This window comes from Vibrio sp. 10N.222.52.C3, from assembly GCF_041474195.1.
Classification (GTDB): Bacteria; Pseudomonadota; Gammaproteobacteria; order Enterobacterales; family Vibrionaceae; genus Vibrio; species Vibrio crassostreae_C.
This window is the reverse complement of record NZ_JBFRTQ010000019.1, coordinates 1-4,415: the sequence shown is the minus strand read 5'-3', so window position 1 is coordinate 4,415 and position 4,415 is coordinate 1. Positions and strand designations below refer to the sequence as shown.

Here is a 4,415-nt window from a genome sequence, read left to right as displayed (position 1 = left end):
TTACTTTAATTGGTATAAATCATAGTGTTTCGCACGTCAGTCGAATAACTTACACAAAAGATTTTCCCGCAGCCCACAGCTCTTAGCTCAGGTTTTTCCCAAAACCAACTCATGATTAGGACTACATCATTTCTGATTCCAGCTGTGAGGTGACTCGAGCATGATTTCAAACGTATATAGCTTTAAGTTTAGCATTCAGATACTCGAGCCATACGCGCTGTAGATGTTTCCTTTATTAAGTGAGCGGCTCTCAGTATTAGTTAACAGCCTTTCGGCTACGAAATCTGACTTCTGCTCTATCTGTGAATCTATAGGATACGTGTAATTAGGGCTCTATCATGGAGGCTTCTCTAAAGAACGCTAGAGCTCATAATGAGTCGACTTAATGTCTCTTGTTATGCATTGAGCTTAAACCACTCTCGATGGTATTGAGCGACTCGTTCTAAGTACTTCAAAGGGTGAAAGTAGGCTAGATTCAGCTTAAAGGTGAGAGTCGCTAAGTGTGTTCCCAAGTGGTGCCTGAGGGGTATATAAGCTAAGAAATAGAGCATCCCTCGTATTCGTGAAGTGACGTTTATCACCCTGCGGATTTAGATTCTTTGGTTCTAGGTGCTGGTATATTAGGGGTTACCACTCTGTCTTCGATTTTGATGTGTTTGTTGACTCGATATTAATCAGTCGTGTTGACCGTTTTGCTCTGAGCATATTGATTTCTTGCTGGTTAGTTCAAGCTATGTTTTGGTTATTGCGACTAAGATGAAGCTAGAAGGTCACTACTGTTTGCTTAGTAGAAATAAAAATCCCCCAAATCATTGGCGGATAGTTTTGTGATTCTTTTCAGAATTAGATAAAGCCTTAAACCTAATGGGTCGAATTATGAAATTGAGTTTTAACTTTGAAGATGCGAGCCAGATCTTTGTGGGATCTTTTGCCTTGGCCGTGCCGATTTCTTTTTCTGAAGAGGCTTGGAAGTTAGGGGAGACTTTACCTACCGCTAATCTATTGCTGCTATTTTTACTGTCTGCGGTGTTCTTAGGCTTCTATACGTATGAGAGTGTCTTTCAAAAAGATGTTGTTGCTCGGTTGCCGGTGTTTATTTTCAGAATAGTGATTGCTTATGTTATGACGGCATTGGTCGTTACTTTGGTACTGACTTGCCTGGACAAATTACCTCTATTGAGTGATCCCGTCGTATCGATCAAAAGAGTGATTGTTATTTCAATGCCAGCCTCTATGGGCGCTATTGTAGTGGATAGTTTTGATAAAGAGTAATCTGTGTATCAATTTGGATTGAAGTGTCTTACAGAGCTTTTCAGCGCTTACTTGATTCGTTATTTAGCTTTCTTACCTCCAAACTTAGTATTGATTTTTTCAACCGATCTCCTAGTCAATAAAATGAGTAGCAACGTACTGTGACTGACTCTTACGTGAATGTGTCGTTTGTTGTTGGGAGATTTTGAAGAGCATTAAGTAGCGAAGATTTGTAGCTTTGGAAGGATATAAAAACGGTTGGTTTCTGAATTGAATATGGTATTTGAAAGGTGAGGGTAGTTGTATTAATAAGTTAGGATCTTTAGATGCAAAAAAGCCGCATCAATGATGCGGCTTCTTTTAATTGGCTCCCCTTGCAAGACTTGAACTTGCGACATACGGATTAACAGTCCGCCGTTCTACCAACTGAACTAAAGGGGAATTGATTGTTTAGTCTCTAATCAAGAGAATGGTGCCGACTACCGGAATCGAACTGGTGACCTACTGATTACAAGTCAGTTGCTCTACCTACTGAGCTAAGTCGGCATCATGAATCAAAAAGCTTATGCTTGATGATTAACTTGGCTCCCCTTGCAAGACTTGAACTTGCGACATACGGATTAACAGTCCGCCGTTCTACCAACTGAACTAAAGGGGAATTATTCTTAAAGCTTTAAAGAAATGGTGCCGACTACCGGAGTCGAACTGGTGACCTACTGATTACAAGTCAGTTGCTCTACCTACTGAGCTAAGTCGGCACATAATATTTCTTTGTGCTTTACTGTTGTTGTCTAGGACACCAACAAATAAATTGTGGTGCCCGGAGGCGGAATCGAACCACCGACACGAGGATTTTCAATCCTCTGCTCTACCGACTGAGCTATCCGGGCGACGAGGTGTATTAAACGTGTTTTCGCGTTCTGGGTCAACATTAAATTGCAAAAAAAGTATCGTTTGATGTTTTTCTATACTTAGTGGGTTGTTTTTGCTCGTTTGGGGTGAAAAACCTAGGTCTAGCATGCCCTAAAAGATAGTAAAACTACGGTTAACTACACTGAATGGGCGCCGAAATAAAAAAAGCACGTATGAAAACGTGCTTTTTTATTTAAAAATTTTCTAGGGAGTTTAGTGTTTTACTTCAAACCTATTAACCCAAGCTTCTAATTCGTTTGAAAGAGAGGCAAGAGTTTGGGTACTGCTATGACTTTCTGTTACGACATTGCTCAGTTGGTTACCGCTCTCTTCGATCATATTAATACGCTTCGATATATCATCGCTCACCTGAGTCTGCTCAGCGGCCGCAGTTGCGATTTGATGACTCATTGATGAAATGGACTCTAATGCGACAACAATCTGTTGTAGTGCTTCAGAGGCGTTTTGAGACTCTGTTACGGTACTTTCACTGGTCGCGGCACAAACTTCCATGGTTTGAATTGCGTTGCGAGATCCTTCTTGAAGGTTGTTAATCATTAATTGGATTTCTTTGGTGCTCGATTGTGTTCGGCCTGCAAGGTTACGAACCTCATCTGCTACAACCGCAAATCCACGACCTTGTTCGCCAGCTCGAGCTGCTTCAATGGCAGCGTTAAGTGCCAACAGGTTAGTTTGCTCCGCTATATCACCAATCACATCCAATACTTTCGCAATGTTGTTTACATCGTTATCTAGGTTAGCGACCGCTTCGCTTGCTGTGCCTAGTTGGCCAGCTAGGCCTTGAATGTTGTCCACTGTGTTGTGAATGAGTCGTTGGGTATGCTGGCTCTGTTTATCGGCCTCATCGGTGTTGCGCGCGGTATCGCTAGCTGAATCAGCGACATTATTAGCTGAAGAGGCCATTTCGGTCATTGCTGTCGCGATCATCTCTGTTGATTGTTGTTGGGTCTCTGTCAGTTGAGCAATTGACCCAGCACGGTCTTCTACGCGCTGCAGTTCTCCCCTTAATGCCAGCATTGAAGCGTCCAGGTTTGATACCAACTCAGCCAGTGACTTACTCATTTGTTGTACGGCGTGGTAAATACTGCCGTCTGTCGCCTGAGTTTCGAAAGAGGTTTGAATTCGACCTTGTGCTACGGCTTGTACAGCTTCTCTTACATCTTTAGGTTCGCCACCAAGAAGCGCTAGCATGCGTTTAATAGATACAATTAGGCTCGATAGAATAAGACCAGCAATCACGACACAAAGGAACAGCTGCCATTGAGCGGTAGACCAGAAACGAGCGTTAACTTCATTGAACCCGATACCTGTGCCGACAACCCAGCCCCAATGTGGTGTTTTCTCTGCTATAGACAGTTTTTCTTCAATCGTTCCATCTGGCAGTTTTTGTGTCCAGGTGTACTCAATGATCTGCCCAGTACGATTACCAAGTACTCTTTGGATTAGCTGACCAACACTATTCCCGTTGCCATCTTTAAAGTCGTTAAAGCTGGTTCCGTGTAATTGAGGATCTAATGGTGTCGCGACAAACGTCATGTTCTCATCGGCTACGTAAACATATTCATTATCTTTATAGATGTTGTTACGTAGAAGGCGAGTAGCTAGTTGCTTAGCTTGCTCTTCTTCTAGAGTGCCATCAATCGCCATTTTTTCGACTTCAGTAAGGATGCTGTATGCACTCTTAAATAGCTCGGTCACGCGAGCTTTGTTGTCCATGTTGCTCGCGACTCTCAATGTCCATAAACCAGTAGCGGTCAGTGCTAGCAGGGCGATCAAGATGATGCCCGATAATAAGTAAGCTTGCGTTTTTAGTTTCATGTTTCCCCGCGCAGCGATTCAATAATTAGTATTAGGTATAGTTCATCGAATCTTAATCTAAGTCGTGTATGGCAGATATTAGAAAGATATCAAAACATGATAGAGATTAAATTTTCGAAGAAAAAAAAGTAATGAAATGGAATTCTGTTTGTTTTGATGTGACGGCTTACGGAGTTAAGGTGGGGAAGGGGATTTCTGGGATTAGTTGGTTCTGTTGGAATAGAGGTTCTTTATAGAACTTAGAATCAACTGCTGTAGTGAAGGTACTAGAAGGATATAACTCAACTTATCGAGACTGATTAAGAGTTGCGTTGAGCTGATGTGTCTATTGAATAGAGTTTGTTTTTGTTCAAACGAAAAAAAGCCAAGTCTTTCGACTTGGCTTTCTTGAATGTGGCTCCCCTTGCAAGACT

The 4,415-nt window shown here is 42.1% G+C and carries 2 protein-coding genes and 5 tRNA genes; 1 reads left to right on the top strand and 6 read right to left on the bottom strand.

Features of this window, described 5'->3' with window-relative positions; all coding sequences use genetic code 11:
* Nucleotides 1-876: 876 nt before the first annotated feature.
* Nucleotides 877-1,272, top strand: a complete 396-nt coding sequence (locus tag AB4517_RS02705; RefSeq protein ID WP_372147859.1) for a DUF2391 family protein — start codon at nt 877-879, stop codon at nt 1,270-1,272.
* A gap of 344 nt (nt 1,273-1,616) precedes the next feature.
* On the opposite strand, the gene AB4517_RS02700 is transcribed toward AB4517_RS02705, so the two are convergent.
* From AB4517_RS02700 to AB4517_RS02675, 6 genes are all read right to left on the bottom strand, one after another.
* Nucleotides 1,617-1,692 (bottom strand) — tRNA-Asn (locus AB4517_RS02700).
* A 29-nt stretch (nt 1,693-1,721) separates the two neighbouring features.
* Nucleotides 1,722-1,797, bottom strand: a tRNA-Thr gene (locus tag AB4517_RS02695).
* A gap of 36 nt (nt 1,798-1,833) precedes the next feature.
* Nucleotides 1,834-1,909, bottom strand: a tRNA-Asn gene (locus tag AB4517_RS02690).
* Between the two features lie 24 nt (nt 1,910-1,933).
* Nucleotides 1,934-2,009: transfer RNA gene (locus AB4517_RS02685), tRNA-Thr, on the bottom strand.
* 56 nt (nt 2,010-2,065) lie between these two features.
* Nucleotides 2,066-2,141, bottom strand: a tRNA-Phe gene (locus AB4517_RS02680).
* A gap of 235 nt (nt 2,142-2,376) precedes the next feature.
* On the bottom strand, nt 2,377-4,002 hold the full coding sequence (locus AB4517_RS02675) for a methyl-accepting chemotaxis protein (protein WP_102530121.1): 1,626 nt from the start codon (nt 4,000-4,002) through the stop codon (nt 2,377-2,379).
* Nucleotides 4,003-4,415: the final 413 nt, after the last annotated feature.